Origin of the sequence: Curtobacterium sp. MCLR17_051 (assembly GCF_003234395.1) — a bacterium.
Taxonomy (GTDB): domain Bacteria; phylum Actinomycetota; class Actinomycetes; order Actinomycetales; family Microbacteriaceae; genus Curtobacterium; species Curtobacterium flaccumfaciens.
The window spans coordinates 113,906-130,775 of the sequence record NZ_QKTA01000008.1 but is presented as its reverse complement, the minus strand read 5'-3'; the positions used below and the strand labels follow the sequence as shown (position 1 = coordinate 130,775).

At 69.2% G+C, this 16,870-nt stretch carries 15 protein-coding genes; 7 read left to right on the top strand and 8 right to left on the bottom strand.

All coding sequences use genetic code 11. From position 1 onward, the window contains the following. Positions 1-42: 42 nt before the first annotated feature. The 5 genes from DEJ06_RS09265 to sufB are packed head-to-tail and all read right to left on the bottom strand — an operon-like array spanning position 43 to position 4,258. Entirely contained in the window at positions 43-372 is a 330-nt protein-coding gene (locus tag DEJ06_RS09265) for a metal-sulfur cluster assembly factor (RefSeq protein ID WP_017887270.1), read from the bottom strand. Beyond that, positions 372-1,145 carry a Fe-S cluster assembly ATPase SufC gene (sufC, locus tag DEJ06_RS09260; protein ID WP_071403760.1) on the bottom strand — a complete coding sequence of 258 codons (774 nt, stop codon included), beginning with the start codon at positions 1,143-1,145 and terminating at the stop codon, positions 372-374. The genes DEJ06_RS09265 and sufC overlap by 1 nt, the downstream gene beginning before the upstream one ends. 57 nt (positions 1,146-1,202) lie before the next feature. Then, positions 1,203-1,529, bottom strand: coding sequence for a non-heme iron oxygenase ferredoxin subunit (locus DEJ06_RS09255; RefSeq protein ID WP_372496365.1), 327 nt, complete (start codon positions 1,527-1,529; stop codon positions 1,203-1,205). Further along, positions 1,529-2,839 (bottom strand): Fe-S cluster assembly protein SufD, encoded by a 1,311-nt coding sequence (sufD, locus tag DEJ06_RS09250; RefSeq protein WP_111029284.1) that lies wholly within the window; start codon positions 2,837-2,839, stop codon positions 1,529-1,531. The genes DEJ06_RS09255 and sufD overlap by 1 nt, the downstream gene beginning before the upstream one ends. Beyond that, positions 2,840-4,258 (bottom strand): Fe-S cluster assembly protein SufB, encoded by a 1,419-nt coding sequence (gene sufB, locus DEJ06_RS09245; protein ID WP_017887266.1) that lies wholly within the window; start codon positions 4,256-4,258, stop codon positions 2,840-2,842. It abuts the gene before it with no gap. Between the two features lie 251 nt (positions 4,259-4,509). On the opposite strand from sufB, the gene DEJ06_RS09240 reads away from it, so the two are divergent. Then, positions 4,510-5,484 carry a heme A synthase gene (locus DEJ06_RS09240; protein ID WP_111039103.1) on the top strand — a complete coding sequence of 325 codons (975 nt, stop codon included), beginning with the start codon at positions 4,510-4,512 and terminating at the stop codon, positions 5,482-5,484. A 457-nt stretch (positions 5,485-5,941) separates the two neighbouring features. Here DEJ06_RS09240 and DEJ06_RS09235 read toward each other — a convergent pair whose 3' ends face one another. Then, a complete protein-coding gene (locus DEJ06_RS09235; protein WP_071403755.1) occupies positions 5,942-6,868 on the bottom strand; it encodes a heme o synthase in 927 nt (308 codons plus the stop codon). 424 nt (positions 6,869-7,292) lie between these two features. Between DEJ06_RS09235 and tkt the strand changes: the two genes are divergently transcribed. From tkt to pgl, 6 genes are all read left to right on the top strand, one after another. Beyond that, complete coding sequence (gene tkt, locus DEJ06_RS09230) at positions 7,293-9,386, top strand: transketolase (RefSeq protein ID WP_111029283.1); 2,094 nt, start codon at positions 7,293-7,295, stop codon at positions 9,384-9,386. A 138-nt stretch (positions 9,387-9,524) separates the two neighbouring features. Then, on the top strand, positions 9,525-10,637 hold the full coding sequence (tal, locus tag DEJ06_RS09225; RefSeq protein WP_071403753.1) for a transaldolase: 1,113 nt from the start codon (positions 9,525-9,527) through the stop codon (positions 10,635-10,637). Further along, a complete protein-coding gene (locus tag DEJ06_RS09220) occupies positions 10,637-12,235 on the top strand; it encodes a glucose-6-phosphate isomerase (protein WP_111039102.1) in 1,599 nt (532 codons plus the stop codon). The genes tal and DEJ06_RS09220 overlap by 1 nt, the downstream gene beginning before the upstream one ends. A 22-nt stretch (positions 12,236-12,257) precedes the next feature. After that, the gene (zwf, locus tag DEJ06_RS09215; protein ID WP_111029280.1) at positions 12,258-13,796 is read left to right on the top strand and encodes a glucose-6-phosphate dehydrogenase; all 1,539 of its coding nucleotides are present in this window, start codon (positions 12,258-12,260) and stop codon (positions 13,794-13,796) included. Beyond that, complete coding sequence (locus DEJ06_RS09210) at positions 13,793-14,737, top strand: glucose-6-phosphate dehydrogenase assembly protein OpcA (RefSeq protein ID WP_027465684.1); 945 nt, start codon at positions 13,793-13,795, stop codon at positions 14,735-14,737. The genes zwf and DEJ06_RS09210 overlap by 4 nt, the downstream gene beginning before the upstream one ends. Positions 14,738-14,837: 100 nt before the next feature. After that, a complete protein-coding gene (pgl, locus tag DEJ06_RS09205; protein WP_111039101.1) occupies positions 14,838-15,608 on the top strand; it encodes a 6-phosphogluconolactonase in 771 nt (256 codons plus the stop codon). 594 nt (positions 15,609-16,202) lie between these two features. Here the strand turns inward: pgl and DEJ06_RS09200 are convergent. Both DEJ06_RS09200 and secG read right to left on the bottom strand, forming a co-directional pair. Continuing rightward, a complete protein-coding gene (locus DEJ06_RS09200; protein ID WP_110862753.1) occupies positions 16,203-16,571 on the bottom strand; it encodes an RNA polymerase-binding protein RbpA in 369 nt (122 codons plus the stop codon). Positions 16,572-16,574: 3 nt separating this feature from the next. Then, positions 16,575-16,826, bottom strand: coding sequence for a preprotein translocase subunit SecG (secG, locus tag DEJ06_RS09195; protein WP_017887256.1), 252 nt, complete (start codon positions 16,824-16,826; stop codon positions 16,575-16,577). Positions 16,827-16,870: the final 44 nt, after the last annotated feature.

Here is a 16,870-nt window from a genome sequence, read left to right as displayed (position 1 = left end):
GTGCCAGCTGGCACCGCGCCTCCCGTCCGTGGTGGGTCGCGACTAGATCGCGAACCCGAGGGCGCGCATCATCTCGCGTCCGTCGTCGGTGATCCGTTCCGGACCCCACGGCGGCATCCAGACCCAGTTGATCCGGAAGGCGTCCACGATGCCGTCGAGAGCGTTCGCGGTGTCACCCTCGATGACGTCGGTCAGGGGGCAACCGGCGCTCGTGAGCGTCATGCTGATGACGAGCGCGTTGGCGTCGTCGTCCCAGGCGAGGTCGTAGATCAGGCCGAGGTCGACGATGTTCACGCCGAGTTCCGGGTCCTGGACCTCCTTCAGGCCCTCGACGACCTCGTCGAACTTGTCGGGAGCGAGTGCGGCGATCATCAGGCCTGCGCCTCGGCGGCGGCGACCTGCACGTAGCGGTCGTAGCCCTCGTTCTCGAGGCGGTCGGCCAGCTCGGGGCCGCCCTGCTCCGCGATCTTGCCGGCGACGAACACGTGCACGAAGTCCGGCTTGATGTAGCGGAGGATGCGCGTGTAGTGCGTGATGAGCAGCACACCGAGGCCGGTCGCGGCCTTGGCGCGGTTGACGCCCTCGGAGACGATCTTCAGCGCGTCGACGTCGAGGCCGGAGTCGGTCTCGTCGAGGACCGCGAACTTCGGCTTGAGGAGCTCGAGCTGCATGATCTCGTGGCGCTTCTTCTCGCCACCGGAGAAGCCCTCGTTGACGTTGCGCTCGGCGAACGACGAGTCCATCTTCAGGTCAGCCATCGACTGGCGGAGTTCCTTGATCCATCCACGCAGCGCCGGAGCCTCGCCGTCGATCGCCGTCTTGGCGGTGCGCAGGAAGTTCGACACCGTGACGCCGGGGATCTCGACCGGGTACTGCATCGCCAGGAACATGCCGGCACGGGCACGCTCGTCGACGCTCATCGCGAGGACGTCCTCGCCGTCGAGGGTGATCGTGCCACCGACGACGTTGTACCGCGGGTGACCGGCGATGGTGTACGCCAGGGTGGACTTGCCGGAGCCGTTCGGCCCCATGATCGCGTGGATCTCGCCCTCGTTGATGGTGAGGTCGACACCCTTCAGGATCTCCTTGGTGCCCTGATCGGTGTCGATCGAGACCTTGAGGTCACGGATTTCCAGAGTGGACATTGCGTTCCTTCGGTTGCAGCTGTGTGCGGCGTCAGCCGCGGGAAGTGTTGGGGGTGCTCAGTCGACCGGGACGACGTCCTGCACGTCGACGTAGACGTCGCCGTCGCGGACCTCGACCCGGAAGACCGGGACGGGCTCGTAGGCCGGGAAGTTCTGCGGCTTGCCGGTGGCCAGCGAGAAGCGGGACCCGTGGGCCCAGCACTCCAGCGAGTCACCCTCGACGAAGCCCTCGGCCAGCGAGATGTCGCCGTGCGTGCAGGTGTCGCCGATGGCGTGGACCGTGCCGGACGAGTCCTTCACGATCGCGACCGCCGTGCCGCCGACGACCACCCGCATCGGGCTGTCCACCGCGATGTCGGCTTCGGCGCAGACCTTCTCGGCCATCAGGCGGTGGCCTCCGCGCCGTCGGACTGCCCTGCGGCAGCCTGTGCGTCGCCCGCCTCGGCCGGTGCGGCGATGACCGAACGGCCCTCGGCCAGCTCCTGCTCGACCGCGGCGATGAGGCGTTCCTCGAGCTCGGGCGCACCGATCTTCTGGATGACCTCGACCAGGAAGCCGAGCACGACGAGGCGCCGCGCTTCTTCTTCCGGGACTCCGCGGGACTGCAGGTAGAACAGCTGCTCGTCGTCGAAGCGACCGGTCGCACTCGCGTGGCCGGCGCCCTCGATGTTGCCCGTCTCGATCTCGAGGTTCGGGATGCTGTCGGCACGGGTGCCGTCCGTCAGCACGAGGTTGCGGTTCTGCTCGTACGAGTCGGTGCCGTCGCCGGCGCGGCCGATCAGGACGTCACCGATCCAGACGGTGTGCGCGCCCTGGCCCTGCAGCGCGCCCTTGTAGTTGACCCGACCGCGCGTGTTCGGCGCGTCGTGGTTCACGTAGACCTGCTGCTCGATGTACTGGCCGGCGTCGGCGAAGTACACGCCGTACATCTCCGTGTCGGCGCCCTGCGCACCGAGGTGCGTGGAGGGGTTGACGCGGATGACGTCGCCGCCGAGCGAGACCACGACGTGCTTGAGGAAGGCATCGCGGCCGACCTCCGCGAAGTGGGTCGAGACGTGCACGGCGTCGTCATCCCAGTCCTGCAGGCTGACGACGGTCAGTCGTGCGTTCTGCTGCGCGACGATCTCGATGTTCTCGCTCAGCAGGGCGCTGCCGCGGTTGTCGAGCACGACGATGCCCTGGGAGTTCGGCTCGGCCGTGATCACCGTGTGCGCAGCGCGGGGCTGCGACCCGAAGTCGGAACGGGTCACCGTGATGAACTCGTGCGCCTCGGTGGCCTTGATCGTGATCGCCAGGACCGCGTCACGCGCGGTCCAGGCTGCGGCCGAGGCGCGGTCCTCGGGCAGGCCGGCGGAGCCGACGCGGGGGTCGTCGCTGCGACCCCACTCGACGTCGGCGCCCTCGGACTGGCGGGCGAGGTACGGGTAGGCGGATCCGTCGAGCGCGCCGTCCAGCAGCGGCTGGAGCTTGGCGAGCGGCGCGAACTTCCAGTTGACCTCTCGGCCGGTGACCTTCGGGAACGCCTCGACGTCGCCGGACTGGAACCGCTCGGAGCGGGTCTGGACCGGCACCTTCTTGTCGGGGGCGTCCCAGCCGCCGTCGGAGTGGGCTCCGGCGCCGTGCTGGGTGCCGCCCTGCGCTGCGGCAGCGGGCTCGATCGGCTGGTCGATGTGGGGAGGGGTGGTGCTGGACATCTAGCCGACGGATCCTTCCATGCTCATCTCGATGAGCTTGTTGAGTTCGAGTGCGTACTCCATCGGGAGTTCGCGGGCGATCGGCTCGATGAAGCCACGGACGATCATCGCCATCGCCTCGTCCTCGGCCATGCCGCGGGACATGAGGTAGAAGAGCTGCTCCTCGCTGACACGCGAGACCGTGGCCTCGTGTCCCAGCTGCACGTCGTCGACACGGATGTCGATCGCCGGGTAGGTGTCGCTCCGGCTGATCGTGTCGACCAGCAGGGCGTCGCAGCGCACGGTGTTGGCGGCGTGGTGCGCGCCCGGGTCGACCCGGACCTCGCCGCGGTAGCCCGCACGACCGCCACCACGGGCGATCGACTTCGAGACGATCGACGACGTCGTGTACGGCGCCATGTGGATCATCTTCGCGCCGGCGTCCTGGTGCTGACCGGGGCCCGCGAAGGCGACGGAGAGCGTCTCGCCCTTGGCGTGCTCGCCGGCGAGGTAGATCGACGGGTACTTCATCGTGACCTTGGACCCGATGTTGCCGTCGATCCACTCCATCGTCGCGCCCTCGTGTGCGATCGCACGCTTGGTGACGAGGTTGTAGACGTTGTTCGACCAGTTCTGGATCGTCGTGTACCGAACGCGGGCGTTCTTCTTCACGATGATCTCGACGACCGCCGAGTGCAGCGAGTCGGACTTGTAGATCGGGGCGGTGCAGCCCTCGATGTAGTGGACGTACGAGTCCTCGTCCGCGATGATCAGCGTCCGCTCGAACTGGCCCATGTTCTCGGTGTTGATCCGGAAGTAGGCCTGCAGCGGGATCTCGACGTGGACGCCCTTCGGGACGTAGACGAACGAGCCACCGGACCAGACGGCCGTGTTCAGCGCGGCGAACTTGTTGTCGCCGGCCGGGATCACGGTGCCGAAGTACTCCTCGAACAGCTCCGGGTGCTCACGGAGCGCCGTGTCGGTGTCCATGAAGATGACGCCCTGCTGCTCCAGGTCCTCGCGGATCTGGTGGTAGACGACCTCGGACTCGTACTGCGCGGCGACGCCGGCGACGAGGCGCTGACGCTCGGCCTCGGGGATGCCGAGCTTCTCGTAGGTCGCACGGATGTCCTCGGGGAGGTCCTCCCACGACTGCGCCTGCTTCTCCGTGGAGCGCACGAAGTACTTGATGTTGTCGAAGTCGATGCCCGTCAGGTCGGCACCCCACGTCGGCATCGGCTTGCGGCCGAAGAGCGACAGCCCCTTGAGGCGGTTCTTCAGCATCCACTCGGGCTCGTCCTTGAGGTTCGAGATGTCGGTGACGACCTCTTCCGAGATCCCACGACGGGCGGAGGACCCTGCCGAGTCGGAGTCGGACCAGCCGAACTCGTATTGGCCGAGCCCTTCGAGCTCGGGACGGTCGATGAGCACGTCGGACATGGTCTCCTCGTTTCCTTCTCGCGGGACAGCGTTACAGGTGTGAACCCGTGGCGTCTGGACGCCATTCCACCGCGGACCGCTGACATGCGGACCGGGTGCTGCTCCCTCGCAACGACAATGGTTCCACGCAGTCCGTGGGTTGATCGGCGATCTCGGCCCATTCGGAGCCGGCGCCTGCCTAGACTTGACTGCTGCTGAACCCTCGAATCCTACAGGTTCACTGCACGGAACAACAGGAAGGCACCACCCTCGTGACACGCGTCGGATCCCCCGTCGAGCAGGATCTCCGGACCGGACGGTGGTGGTCGCTCCCCCGCGTGGTCGACCGTCGCGTGGTCGCACTGGCCTGGGCGTCCTTCGTGGTCGAGGTCGTGCTGATCGGCACCGGAGGCCTGGTACGCCTCACCGCCTCGGGCCTCGGATGCCCCACCTGGCCCAAGTGCACGGCGGATTCGCTCGTCTCCACGCCGGAGATGGGCATCCACGGCATCATCGAGTTCGGCAACCGACTGCTGACCTTCGTGCTCGTGATCGTGGCCGTCGCGATGTTCCTCGCGGTCGTCCGGATGCTCCGCACGCGCCCCGAACTCTTCTGGCTCGCGTTCGCTCAGGGCGTCGCGATCCCGGTGCAGGCCGTCATCGGCGGCATGAGCGTCTGGACGAACCTGAACCCCTTCGTGGTCGGGCTGCACTTCGTCGTCTCCGCCGCCCTCACCTCGGTGACCGCTGCGCTGGTCTACCGCACGACGCACGGCCCGCGCACCGCCCAGCGGCTCGTCCCGCGCTGGTACACGGGTGTCGTCCGCGGCACCGTCGCCGCCGTCGTCGTGACCGTGCTCGTCGGCATCCTGACCACCGGCAGCGGCCCGCACGCCGGAGCCGACGCCGCGGTCGACGGTGGGCGTCTGCACCGCACCGGGTTCGACCCCGCGGTCATGGAGCACGTGCACGCCTGGCCCGCGTACGCCCTCTTCGCCCTGACCCTGGTGCTCGTCATCGGAGCCGTCCGCCTGGGCCGCCCGAGCAAGTGGCCGCTGCTGCTGCTCGTCGTCGAGTTCCTGCAGATCGCGGTCGGGCTCACGCAGGCGCGAACGGGTCTGCCCGTCGGGCTCGTCGGCACGCACATGGTGCTCGCCGGGCTGCTCGTCGGTGCGGTGACCGCCGTGGTGCTGTCGACGCGGGCCTCGGCCGGCCGAGACGCCGTCCGGGAACCCATCGACGACTGACGCCCGGGCGCGTCGCGCGCTCGACACCCGTTCTCCGACACCCCACGAGTCGTTCGACTGGTGGGGTGTCGCGTTTCCGGTGGACGTGGCCGGCGGGCGCCACGCTGCTGACGCAGAACGACACCGCGGACGTCGCACGACATCGACTTCGTCGCTCGACATCCGGACCACGCGCGGTCCGCAGCGACTCGCGTCCGCCCCGCGGCCGACAGCGGTCACGCCGGACGGGAGGCCCGTGGCGGGACCGCACCGCGCCTCCAGGCCGCCTCGTGGCCGACGCAGGACGCCGGTGTCCTGCCGGTACGCCGCCGAACGCGCGAGACGCCGCCGGGTTCGGCGGCGTCTCGGCGGGGTGGCGGCGCCGTGCCGACACGACGGCGTCAACAGGACACGACGGTGCCAACCGGACACGACGGCGTCGTGCGGACCGAGCGCGCGCGGGCGCCCGCTCGACCGCCTAGAAGGTGAAGACCTGCGGCAGCAGCGGGTCGATGCCCACGGCGATGAAGAGCAGCGTCAGGTACGTGATCGAGCTGTGGAAGACCCGCATCGGCTGCACGTGCTCGACGTGCTGGATGGCCCGCGAGTACAGGCGGTGTGACTCGACGACGAACCAGATGCCGCCGGCCAGCGCGACGACCGTGTAGAGCGGCCCCATGTGCCCGACCGGGATGAGCAGGAGCGAGCAGACGAGCGTCGCCCACGCGTAGAGCACGACCTGCAGGCCGACGACGGTGCGGCCACGGACCACGGCGAGCATCGGCACGTCGGCCGCGTCGTAGTCGTCGCGGTACTTCATCGACAGCGGCCAGTAGTGCGGCGGCGTCCACAGGAAGATCACCATGAACAGGATGACCGGGGTCCAGGTCAGCGACCCGGTGACGCCCGCCCAGCCGATGAGCACGGGCATGCAGCCGGCCGAGCCGCCCCACACGATGTTCTGCGGGGTGCGGCGCTTGAGCCACAGCGTGTAGACGAACACGTAGATGAGGATCGCGATGACGCTCAGCGCCGCGGCGAGCCAGTTCACCAGGAAGCCGAGCACCGCGGTCGACAGGATGCCGAGCACCCACGAGAACACGAGGGCCTCGCGGTCGGACAGCTCGCCGGTGACGAGCGGGCGGGTGCTGGTCCGCTTCATCAGCCGGTCGATGTCGCGGTCGATGTAGCAGTTGAAGGCCGACGCCGAACCGGCCGACATCGCTCCGCCGAGCATCGTCCAGAAGACGAGCCACAGGTCGGGGACGCCGCGTTCGGCGAGGAACATCGTCGGCGCCGTGGTGACGAGCAGCAGCTCCATCACGCGCGGCTTCGTCAACGAGACGTACGCACGGACCTTGCGGGACAGCGGCGATCGGGGTCGATCGGTGTCGGGCCGGGTCACGGTGGCAGTCGGCAAGAGAACCTCAGTCTGTTCGCATCAGCTCGCACACTCGGTGGACGACTGCGACGGCGTCCGGGCATGCGCTGACCCGGAATGTCCACGGGTCCCGATCAGTTTACGGGATGGAAGCGCCGCGACGGTGCCCCGCTCCGACATCCCGGCGTGATCCGGACGCGCTCGACACGCCCGGATCGACCGTCGACGGCCACTCCGGTGTGAACATCGGGGGTCACCTGAACCCCTTCTGAGTACCGGGTCACTATGCTGGACACGCCCTCCCGCAGTGCGCGCCCCGATGACGTCGGCCGCGATGAGCCGGTCGGCCGCCGCTAGACGGCGACACGACTCGGCCCCGGGATGGCCACATGTCCGTGCGATGGCACGAGCCCTCGCACATGTCGCATCAAGAAGGGTCAACATCCAAGTGGCTGAATTCACCTGGGACGCCATCGACCGGAAGGCCGTCGACACGGCCCGCGTTCTCGCCGCCGACTCGGTCGAGGCCGCCGGCAACGGTCACCCCGGCACCGCGATGAGCCTCGCTCCGCTCGCCCACCTGCTCTTCCAGAAGGTGATGCGTCGCGACCCGAGCGACTCCACCTGGATCGGCCGCGACCGCTTCATCCTCTCCGCCGGTCACGCCTCGATCCTCCAGTACGTGCAGTTCTACCTGCACGGCTACGGGCTCGAGATCGACGACCTGCAGCACCTGCGCAAGTGGGGCTCGAAGACCCCGGGTCACCCGGAGTACGGCCACACCGACGGTGTCGAGATCACCACGGGCCCGCTCGGCCAGGGCCTCGCGTCCTCGGTCGGCTTCGCCTACGCCCAGCGCTTCGAGCGCGGCCTGTTCGACCCGGAGACCCCGGCCGGCCAGTCGCCGTTCGACCACTACACCTACGTGATCGCCGGCGACGGTGACATGCAGGAAGGCGTGACGAACGAGTCCGGCTCGCTCGCTGGCCGTCAGCAGCTCGGCAACCTCATCGCGTTCTACGACTCGAACCAGATCTCGATCGAGGACAACACCGACATCGCGTTCTCGGAGAGCGTCGCCGACCGCTACGAGGCGCTCGGCTGGCACGTCCAGATCGTCGACTGGAAGAAGACCGGCGAGTACTCCGAGGACGTCGAGGAGCTCCACGCCGCGATCGAGGCCGCCAAGCAGGTCACCGACAAGCCGTCGCTCATCGTCCTCAAGACGATCATCGGCTGGCCGTCGCCGACCAAGCAGAACTCGGGCAAGATCCACGGTTCGGCGCTCGGCGCCGACGAGATCAAGGGCCTCAAGGAGATCCTCGGCTTCGACACCGACAAGACCTTCGAGGTCGCCCCCGAGGTCCTCGAGTACACCCGCGGCGCCGTCGCCAAGGGCCAGGCCGAGCACGCCGAGTGGCAGAAGTCCTTCGACGCGTGGGCCGCGGCCAACGCCGACAAGAAGGCGCTGTTCGACCGTGTCCAGTCGAAGGAGCTCCCGGAGGGCCTCGAAGCAGCGCTCCCGGTCTTCCCGACCGACAAGGCCGTCTCGACCCGTGCCGCTTCCGGCAAGGTCATCAACGCCATCGCGCCGCTGATGCCCGAGTTCTGGGGCGGTTCGGCCGACCTCGCCGAGTCGAACCTCACCACGATCGAGGGCGCCAAGTCCTTCGGTCCGGCCGAGGCCTCGACGTCGACGTGGAGCACCGACCCGTACGGCCGCGTGCTGCACTTCGGCATCCGCGAGCACGCCATGGGCTCGATCCTCAACGGCATCGTCCTGCACGGGAACACCCGCCCCTTCGGTGGCACGTTCCTCATCTTCAGCGACTACATGCGTCCGGCGGTCCGTCTCGCCGCGCTCATGCAGGCGCCGGCGATCTACGTCTGGACCCACGACTCCATCGCCCTCGGCGAGGACGGCCCGACGCACCAGCCGATCGAGCAGGTCTCGTCGCTCCGTGCGATCCCCGGTCTCGACGTCGTCCGCCCGGCCGACGCCAACGAGGTCGCGTACGCGTGGCTCGAGATGCTCAAGCACACCGACCGCCCGGCCGGCATCGCGCTGAGCCGTCAGAACCTCCCCGTGTTCGAGCGTGGCGAGGGTGACGCGTCCGGCGAGGTCTTCGCTTCGGCGAAGAACGTCGCCAAGGGTGCGTACATCCTGGCCGAGGCGCCCAACGGCACCCCGGACGTCATCCTCATCGCGACCGGTTCCGAGGTCCAGATCGCGGTCGATGCTCGCGAGCAGCTCAAGGCCGAGGGCATCAACGCCCGCGTCGTGAGCGCGCCGTCGATCGAGTGGTTCCGCGCCCAGTCCGAGAACTACCAGGACCAGGTGCTCCCGAAGAACGTCACCGCTCGCGTGTCGGTCGAGGCCGGCATCGCCATGAGCTGGCGCGACATCGTCGGCGACAAGGGCCGCAGCGTCTCGATCGAGCACTTCGGTGCCTCGGCCGACTACCAGACGCTCTTCAAGGAGTTCGGCTTCACGACGGAGCACGTCGTGGCCGCCGCGAAGGAATCGATCGCAGCTTCCTGACCTGCAAGGGCCGGGTCCGGTTTCCGGATCCGGCCCTTCTTCCGGGAGGCCCGGCTCGGTTCCGCCACGGGCCTCCCGTCCCCGAAACCCCGACTCACGGTCCTCACGGACCCGTCGATGAAAGAAGAAGAGAAACACATGGCTGAGAACACCCCCACCGCCGCCCTCTCCGCGGTCGGCGTGAGCATCTGGCTCGACGACCTCTCCCGCGAGCTCCTCGAGACCGGCAAGCTCACCGAGCTCATCGAGCAGAAGAACGTCGTCGGCGTGACGACGAACCCGACGATCTTCGCGTCGGCCCTCGCCAAGGGCGAGCGCTACGACTCGCAGGTCAAGGAGCTCGCCGCTGCGGGCACCGACGTCACCGACGCGATCTTCGCGATCACCACGCAGGACGTCGCGAACGCTTCCGACGTCTTCAAGCCGATCTACGACGAGACCAAGGGCTTCGACGGCCGCGTCTCGATCGAGGTCGAGCCGGGCCTCGCGCACGACACCGCCAAGACCATCGAGCAGGCCAAGTTCCTGTTCGAGAAGGTCGGCAAGGAGAACGTCCTCATCAAGATCCCGGCGACGCTCGAGGGTCTCGAGGCGATCACCGAGGTCATCGGCGCCGGCATCTCCGTCAACGTCACCCTGATCTTCTCGCTCGAGCGCTACCGCGCCGTCATCGACGCGTACCTCGGTGGGCTCGAGAAGGCCAAGGCCGCCGGCCACGACCTCTCCAAGATCCACTCGGTCGCGTCCTTCTTCGTGTCGCGCGTCGACTCCGAGATCGACAAGCGCCTGGACGCCGTCGGCACCGACGAGGCCAAGGCCCTCAAGTCGAAGGCCGGCATCGCCAACGCGCAGCTCGCCTACCAGGTCTGGACCGAGGCGTTCGCCTCCGAGCGTGCCCTCGGCCTGCTCGAGTCCGGCGCCAACACGCAGCGTCCGCTCTGGGCCTCGACCGGTGTCAAGGACCCGTCGCTCCCCGACACGCTCTACGTGACCGAGCTCGCCGCCCCCAACACCGTCAACACGATGCCGGGCAAGACGCTCGACGCCACGTTCGACCACGGTGAGATCCACGGCGACGCCATCGCCGGCACGTTCGACCAGGCGCAGCAGGTCCTCGACCAGCTCGCCGCACAGGGCGTCGACTACGACGAGGTCGTCGCACTGCTCGAGAAGGAGGGCGTGGACAAGTTCAACGTCTCCTGGGGCGAGCTCGTCGACACCGTCAAGGCAGCGCTCGAGGGCGCCAAGTAGTGACGGTTTCCATCGCAGCCAGCGGCGACGCCGCGCGGGCCATCGAACAGGTGGTCCCGCGGCTCGTCGCTGACCTGGTGGCCTCGGGCATCACCGCCCAGGACGCCGATCTGTGGGGAACCACCGCCGAGGCCGAGGCGTCGAAGCGCCTCGGCTGGGTGGAGGCCGTCTCGGTCTCCCGCCCGCTCGTCGCCGAGGTGACCGCGCTGCGCGAGTCGCTCCGTGCCGAAGGGGTCGACCACGTCGTCCTCGCCGGCATGGGCGGCTCGTCCCTCGCACCCGAGGTCATCACGCGCACCGCCGGCGTGCCCCTCACGGTCCTCGACTCGACCGACCCCGCACAGGTCCGCGCGGCCGTGACGACCGACCTCGAGCGCACCGTGCTCGTGGTCTCGTCGAAGTCCGGCTCGACGCTCGAGACCGATTCGCAGCGCCGTGTCTACGAGCAGGCCTTCCGCGACGCCGGCATCGACCCGGCCCGCCGCATCGTCGTCGTCACCGACCCGGGCTCCGCGCTCGAGGCCGCTGCGATCGACGCCGGCTACCGCGTCTTCACCGCCGACCCCACGGTCGGCGGCCGCTACTCCGCGCTCACCGCCTTCGGCCTCGTGCCGTCCGGGCTCGCGGGAGCGGACATCGCCGAGCTCCTCGACGAGGCCGACGCGATCTCCGCGCTGCTCTCGGTCGACCTGGACGAGAACCCCGGGCTCGTGCTCGGTGCGGTCCTCGCCGGCACGGAGCCGCTGCGTGACAAGATCGCCATCGTGCCCGACGGTACGCACATCGTCGGTTTCGGCGACTGGGTCGAACAGCTGATCGCGGAGTCGACCGGCAAGGACGGCCGCGGCCTGCTGCCCGTCGTGCTGCACACGGACTCCCCCGAGGTCACCGCCGGCCTGCCCGACGTCCAGGTCATCCGCCTGGTCGGTTCGCGCGAGGACGAGCGTCACGTCGCCGAGGGCGAAGTCGAGATCACCGGCACGCTCGGTGGCCAGATCCTCGTCTGGGAGTACGCCGTCGCGGTCGCCGGTCGCCTGCTCGGCATCAACCCGTTCGACCAGCCCGACGTCGAGGCCGCGAAGGTCGCGACCCGCGCGCTCCTCGACGACCGCCCCGCTCCGGCGGAGCCGGCGTTCTCCGAGGACGGCATCGCCGTGCACGCGACGCCCGGACTCGCGGTCGGTGCGACGCTCTCGGAAGCCTTGTCGGGCCTCCTGTCCGCGCTCGACCCGACCGGCTACGTGTCGGTGCAGGCGTACGTCGACCGCACCACGAACAGCGGCCTCGAATCGCTGCGCGACGCGATCGCGGCGCGCACGGAGCGCCCCGTCACCTTCGGGTACGGCCCCCGGTTCCTGCACTCGACCGGCCAGTACCACAAGGGCGGCCCCGCCACGGGAGTGTTCCTGCAGATCGTGGCCGACGAAGCGGACGACCTGGCGATCCCGGGTCGGCCGTTCACGTTCGGGCAGCTCCTCCGGGCCCAGGCCGCCGGCGACGCGAGTGTCCTCGCCGAGCACGGCCGGCCGGTCCTCACCCTCACCACGTCGGACGTCCACGCCGCCACCGCGGCGATCGCGTCCGCCGTCTCCCACTGACTCGTAAGGAGTTCACCGACTCATGTCACCGGTGGCAATCACCCCGGAGCGCAACCCGCTCCGGCTGCCGACGGATCGTCGACTGAACCGGATCGCGGGACCGAGCACGCTCATCATCTTCGGAGTGACAGGCGACCTGTCACGCAAGAAGCTGATGCCCGCGGTCTACGACCTGGCCAACCGGGGGCTCCTGCCCCCCGGGTTCGCGCTCGTCGGGTTCGCTCGTCGCGACTGGGAGGACCAAGACTTCTCCCAGCTCGTCCACGACGCCGTCAAGGAGCACTCGCGCACCCCGTTCGACGAGGACGTCTGGCGTCAGCTCGAACAGGGCATCCGCTTCGTCCAGGGCTCGTTCGACGACCCCGAGGCGTTCCGCGAGCTCAAGCGCACCGTCGACGACCTCGACGCCGAGCGCGGGACGCTGGGCAACCACGCGTTCTACCTGTCCATCCCGCCGAAGATGTTCCCGGTCGTCACCGAGCAGCTGAAGCTGTCCGGGCTGACCGAGAAGCGCGAGGGCTCCTGGAGCCGCGTGGTCGTCGAGAAGCCGTTCGGCTCCGACCTCCGCACCGCGCGCGAGCTCAACGCGATCGTCGAGAGCGTCTTCGCGCCCGACGACGTGTTCCGCATCGACCACTACCTCGGCAAGGAGACCGTCCAGAACCTGCTGACGCTCCGGTTCGCGAACCAGATGTACGAACCCATCTGGAACTCGAACTACGTCGACCACGTGCAGATCACGATGGCCGAGGACATCGGCGTCGCCGGGCGTGCCGCGTACTACGACGGCATCGGTGCGGCGCGCGACGTCATCCAGAACCACCTGCTGCAGCTCCTCGCGCTCACCGCGATGGAGGAACCCGTCTCGTTCAAGGCCGCCGACCTGCGTGCCGAGAAGGAGAAGGTGCTCTCCGCCGTCCGTCTGCCCGAGGACCTGTCGACCGCCACTGCCCGCGGGCAGTACGACGGCGGCTGGCAGGGCGGCGAGAAGGTGCTCGGCTTCCTCGAAGAGGCCGGGATGAACCCCGAGTCCGGCACCGAGACCTACGCGGCGATCAAGCTCGACATCGCCACGCGTCGCTGGCAGGGCGTCCCGTTCTACCTGCGCGCCGGCAAGCGTCTGGGCCGTCGTGTGACCGAGATCGCGATCGTGTTCAAGCGCGTCCCCGAGGACGTCTACGGCAACACGCAGTCCCCGCTCGGTCAGAACGCGCTCGTCATCCGTGTCCAGCCGGACGAGGGCGTCACGCTCCGCTTCGGCTCGAAGGTCCCGGGCGTCGGCACCCAGGTGCGCGACGTGACGATGGACTTCGGCTACGGCCACGCGTTCACCGAAGCATCCCCCGAGGCGTACGAGCGACTCATCCTCGACGTGCTCCTCGGTGATCCGCCGCTGTTCCCGCGGCACCAGGAGGTCGAGCTGTCCTGGAAGATCCTCGACCCCATCGAGGAGTTCTGGGCCACGCAGGGCCAGCCCGAGCAGTACCGTCCCGGCACGTGGGGCCCGGCATCCGCCGACGCCCTGCTCGCCCGCGACGGTCGGACCTGGAGGCGTCCGTGAAGATCGACATGCCCGACACCACGGTGTCGAAGATCCAGAAGAAGCTCGTCCGCATCCGTGAAGAGGGCGGCGCCGTCGCCCTCGGCCGCGTGCTGACCCTCATCATCTCGACGGCCCTCGGCCACGAGGAAGAGGCGATCGAGGCGGCCAACGAGGCGTCCCGCGAGCACCCGATGCGCGTCATCATCGTCTCGAAGAACAGCGGTGACACGAAGTCCCCCGGGCGCCTCGACGCGCAGATCCGCGTCGGCAGCGACGCGGGTGCGAGCGAGGTCATCGTCCTCCGTGCGTACGGCGAGACCGCGACCGACGAGGAGAGCCTGGTCACCGGCCTCCTGCTGCCGGACGCACCCGTCGTGGCCTGGTGGCCGCAGACCGCTCCCGAGCAGCCCGCGGCGTCGGCCCTCGGCCGCATCGCGCAGCGACGGATCACCGACGCGGCCGCGCAGAAGGACCCCAACGGCGCGATCGAGGCGCTCGGTGCGTCCTACGTACCGGGCGACACCGACTTCGCGTGGACCCGTCTGACCCTGTGGCGGAACCAGCTCGCCGCGGCGCTCGACCAGCCGCCGTACGAGCCGATCACCGCGGTCGAGGTCTCGGGAGCGTCCGACAGCCCGTCGACGATCCTCCTCGCCGCCTGGCTGCAGCTGCAGCTCCAGGTGCCGGTGTCCGTCGTCACGTCGCCGCGAGCGACGGGGTCGAGCGGCATCCACGGCGTGAAGCTCGTGCGCGAGTCCGGCACCATCGAGCTCGAGCGTTCCCTGGTGGACGTCGCGACGCTCTCGATGCCCGGGCAGCCGACGCACGACCTGTCGCTGCCACGCCGCAACCTGCGCGACTGCCTGGCCGAGGAACTCCGTAGACTCGACCCGGACGTCCTCTTCGGAGATGTCGTCAAGCACGGGGTGCCCCAGCTGCGCGAGACCATCGCCCGCTGATCAACACCCCACACGGTCGGGCCGCCTGTCTGGTGCAGGCGGCCCGACCGGACCGAAGGCGGTCGGACGACCGGTCGGCCGCCACGAACACGGGAGTCACGTGACCAACGAACGGCGGGTGCTCGTGCACCCGGACAAGCAGGCCCTCGGCGCTTCGGTCGCCGCACGCTTCATCACCAAGATCATCGACGTGCTCGACGAGCAGGAGCGTGCCGACATCGCGATCAGCGGTGGCTCAGTCTCCTCCCTCGTCCTCGCCGCGATCGGCCAGTCGCCGGCGCGCGAGAGCGTCGACTGGTCGAAGGTGCACGTCTGGTGGGTCGACGAGCGCTGGGTCCCGTCGGACGACGCCGACCGCAACACGATCGGCACGCAGACCGACTTCTTCGACCACGTCGACATCCCCGCGTCGAACATCCACCCGATGCCGGCGTCGGACGGCGGGCTCGACATCGAGGCCGCGGCGACCCAGTACGAGCGCGAACTGCAGCACGCCGCGCCCGAGGGCGCCGTCGCTCCGCGCTTCGACATCACGCTGCTCGGCGTCGGTCCCGACGGACACACCGCCTCGCTCTTCCCGGAGTTCCCGCAGCTCACCGTCATCGACCGTGCCGTCGTGTCGGTCGACGACTCCCCCAAGCCGCCGCCGCAGCGTCTGACCGTCACCTTCCCGGTGATCAACGCCTCGCAGCGCGTCTGGGTGATCCTCTCCGGTGCCGAGAAGGCTTCGGTCCTCGGGCTGGCCCTCGCGGGTGCGTCGATCGAGGACGTCCCCGTCGGTGGCGTGCAGGGTCGCAAGCGCACCGTCTTCTTCGTGGACCAGGACGCCGCGCGCGACGTCCCCGAGAACCTGATCGCGTCGACGTACTAGACGCGCGTTCCTGACGGACGGGAGGCCCGGTGCCAGCTGGCACCGGGCCTCCCGTCCGTCTGTGGTCGCGCCCACTGCGCGCCGCGCCCGAGCCCCTGGGTCGAGGGGGCACGAACTGTCGTCCGCGGGCGCCGCAGGCGACGGTTCGTGCCACCACCGCGCTCCGCACGCGGCGTGTCGTGACCCCTCGGCGAACCGCCGCTCCGCGCGGCACCTCGGCGCCGAGCGACGCCGAGTGGTCGTGACACCCTGCCGGCCCGACGCCGAGTGGTCACGAACTGTCGGCTGCGGGCGCCGCAGGCGACAGTTCGGGCCACCACCGCGCACCGCACGCGGCGTGTCGTGACCCCTCGGCGAACCGTCGCTCCGCGCGGCACCCCGGCGCCGAGCGACGCCGAGTGGTCCTGACACCCTGCCGGCCCGACGCCGAGCGGTCACGAACTGTCGGTTCCGGGCGCCGCAGGTGACAGTTCGTGCCACCTCGGCGCACCGCACGCGGCGTGTCGTGACCCCTCGGCGAGCGAGCCACCCGTGCACCGGACGCACGAAGGCCCCCGCACCATCGGTGCAGGGGCCTTCGTCAGCGTGTGTGCGCTAGCTCTTCTTCGCCGCGGTGCCGCGACGCTCTCGGAGCTGCTGGAGCGCGTCCTCGAGGAGCTGCGCTGCCTCTTCTTCGGTACGGCGTTCCTTCACGTACGCGAGGTGGGTCTTGTAGGGCTCCGTCTTGGAGACCACGGGAGGGTTCTCCTTGTCGCGCCCAGCCGGCAGACCACTCGACGGCGAGTCCACCGTCTCGGGGATCTCTTCATCGGGCAGGTTCGCGGCGAAGTACCGCACGACCTCGTTGCCGAGGGCGTCCCAGTACGAGATCGCCACGCGCTCTGCCTGGACCCCGCGGTCCTGTTCGCCCATCGGTCCCGCGCCGACGCGAGACCCTCGGATTGCACTGCCTCCGCTTGCCATGGATCAGACCCCCGCCGTGAACTTGTTGATGAGACCGAGCACGATGATGGAGACGATCCAGACCAGACCGAGGATCACCGTGATGCGGTTGAGGTTGCGCTCGGCCACGCCGGACGCACCGAGGTTGCTCGTGACCCCACCGCCGAACATGTCGGAGAGGCCACCACCGCGGCCCTTGTGCAGCAGGATGAGGAGCGTGAGCAGGAGGCTCGTGATTGCGAGCAGGACCTGCAGCACGACGGAGAGTATCGCCACGACGTACCTTTCGTGTCAGTCAGCCGTACCAGTGTACCGGCCGC